A 2586-nucleotide genomic window follows, 5' to 3' on the forward strand; every position below is an offset into this window, starting at 1 on the left:
CCGCGTCCAGTGTCCTGCACCGCCCCACCGGTAGGGCTGTTGGGTGTCGGGGTGCATCGAGGGCGGCAGGACGTCCTGAACAGTCAGGCCGTTGCTAGCCGCGCAACGTAACTCAAGGATCATCGCCTTCGTGGCGGTGGAACTAATATGCACGGTCGTGATCGCTTCGACCCCATCAGGCAGGCGGTAGAGCAGCTTGTTCCGACCCGGCCGCCCCGAGAGGATTTGCACGGCGTCGGTCGCACCTAACAGGTCGTCCAAGTGGACGCCTCTGTCGCCTAGCCAAGCCCTTGCCGCGTCATAGTCGTCCACATCCAGCGCAGCAGTTGGGCAGGGTGAGCAATACGCGTGGGCCAGACCGAGATTGCCGGTCAGCGCCTCTGCCCCTTCGAGCGAAGTAAGGGCCATGTCGAGGGTGTTCCACCCCTTCGACCTCGGGCCTTTCTGGCCGGCAGGTATCGGTACCAGAGCCCAGCCGTGACGGACATACGCTTTAGCCGCGTCCGCGACCTCCTGCTGTGCTGACGTGAAAGCGGTCATGGCTGGTCTCCCAGCCCGCGTTCTTCAATGGGTGACCGGCGCAACCCGTCAGAGCCGAGCCCGCGCGCCTGCTTAGTCCGCTCCACGAAGGCGTCCACTTCCGCCTGTGACCAGAATACCGCCCGTTGCCCAACGCGTACCCGCGCAGGGAACTCGCCCGCCCCCTCCAGAAGGTCGACCAAGTACCTAGTCATCCCCGTTTTCGCGTATACTTGCGCGCGTCTAATCAGTTGGTCTTCAGTCATTTCGACACCTATTCGCTAGTGCCGCCTGTATTCGTCATCATAAGATGATGCAACGATAGTTTTTGCGTTGTAGGTGCTCTAGTATATGCAAGCAAAAAGGTCAGTGAATACAGTGACTCCACAAATCAGCATCGCATCGACATCACGGCCTCGTGAATAGGCTGCAGGCCTATCTGGTCGAACGCCGCATAGACGCAACGTTCCCTCCGGCCCGTCCGACGCAGTGCACGCCCCACGCCTCCATGAGCTTGACCCGGCGCTCGAACAGGTCGCCGCGCCGGTAAGCGGCCTCGACGGCGTTCCCCACGGCGTGAGCAAGGGCCTTCTCCACCACCTCGCCCGACTCTGGCCTGCAGTCCGCGCACCAGTCCCTGAACGTCGAGCGGAAGCCATGCGGAACGACGGGGACGCCAGCAACATCAACCCAGCAGGGCTCCTCCTTCGCGTTCAGTCGTCTGACGGCGGCCGACAACGTCATGTCGGACAGGGGCTTCCCCAACGAACTGCCCGGGAAGATAAGGGCGCTGCTATCGACTGACTGGCGGAACGGTCTTGCTAGGGCCAGCACATTCAGCGCCTCTGCGGACAGGGGCACGCGGTGCTCCCGTCCGACCTTCATGCGGGACCCTGGCACCGTCCACGCTTTGGCGTCGAGGTCGATCTCACTCCACCGAGCGCCGCGAACCTCGCCCGACCGCGCAGCAGTCAGGATGGCGAGGCGCAGCGCCAGCGCACCCATGCCCGGCGCAGCCGCCAAGGCAGACATCATCGAAGGAAGCCGCTGCCACGGCAGGGCAGGATGGTGCCGAACCCCTTTGGCCTTGTTCGTCGCCGGGAGCAGGTGGCTCAGACCACCGCGCCAGACCGCAGGGTTAGCGCCCGACCGCCAGTCGCGCGACGCCGCATAGTCCAACACTGTTTCGACCCGCTGGCGGACGCGCCGGGCGGTTTCTGGCTTGGTCTGCCAGATCGGCTCCAGAACCCGCCTGACGTCATCGCGGGTGATGGAGTCAACGGGCATGTCCCCCAGCACCGGGTAAGCGAAGCTCGCCAAGGTGTTGGCCCACTGCTGCCGGTGCTTCGCGTTGCGATACTGCGCCTCCATCGCACTAATGCGGCTTTCGGCGGCCACCCGGAAGGTGATCGACCCGGCAAGATCGGCGGCCTGACGCGCCGCCTCGGCGGCCATGGCGGCAGCTTCCTCAGCCTCCCGTTGGGCTAAAGGGTCAATACCCCTGACCAGAAGAGCCCTACAGCTGGCTGCCGCATCGCGTGCCCCAACCAAGGTAACGCTGGCGTAGCTGCCCAGCCCCACCTCACGGGCCTTACTCTGCCGGGTGTAGCGAAAAACCCACGCGGCACGCCCCTCAGACCTGACATCCAGCCATAAGCCGCCACCGTCGCCGGTTCGCGCCTTCCGCCCCGCCTTCACGAGGTTGTTGGCTGCCAGACTGGTCAGCTTGTTCGTCGGCATCGCGCGCTCCTTACCTAGATGAGGTCGGGAGCGGTCCACATTCTGGTCCACATTATGGAGCCGACTGGACGCGACTGCTCTCAACCGTCATCGACAGATGAAGAGCTATTCTAACCCGCAAGGGTCTGAAAGTATTGGGGTCTGAGTTCCGTCTTCAGCCGCTATCAGCAGGCTTCAACAGAGGGAGTGGCGGACAGAGAGGGATTCGAACCCTCGGTAGGCTTTCACCTACACACGCTTTCCAAGCGTGCGCGATCGACCACTCCGCCACCTGTCCGTTTCCACGACGCGCGTGAAGACGCCGGAGGTCGATCCGGCGCGAGGCGA

The 2586-nt window shown here is 63.8% G+C and carries 3 protein-coding genes and 1 tRNA gene; all 4 read right to left on the reverse strand.

Annotated elements, in window-relative coordinates; genetic code table 11:
- Positions 1-540, reverse strand: a 540-nt coding sequence (locus tag ACESMO_RS07880; RefSeq protein ID WP_372707611.1) for a bifunctional DNA primase/polymerase, incomplete at its 3' end; no start/stop codon positions are given.
- Positions 537-785 (reverse strand): helix-turn-helix transcriptional regulator, encoded by a 249-nt coding sequence (locus ACESMO_RS07885; protein WP_372707612.1) that lies wholly within the window; start codon positions 783-785, stop codon positions 537-539. The genes ACESMO_RS07880 and ACESMO_RS07885, both read right to left, overlap by 4 nt.
- A 169-nt stretch (positions 786-954) precedes the next feature.
- Positions 955-2259, reverse strand: a complete 1305-nt coding sequence (locus ACESMO_RS07890) for a tyrosine-type recombinase/integrase (protein WP_372707613.1) — start codon at positions 2257-2259, stop codon at positions 955-957.
- Between the two features lie 187 nt (positions 2260-2446).
- Positions 2447-2536: transfer RNA gene (locus ACESMO_RS07895), tRNA-Ser, on the reverse strand.
- Between the last annotated feature and the right edge of the window lie 50 nt (positions 2537-2586).

The organism is Brevundimonas sp. (assembly GCF_041688735.1).
In the GTDB taxonomy this organism is placed as follows: domain Bacteria; phylum Pseudomonadota; class Alphaproteobacteria; order Caulobacterales; family Caulobacteraceae; genus Brevundimonas.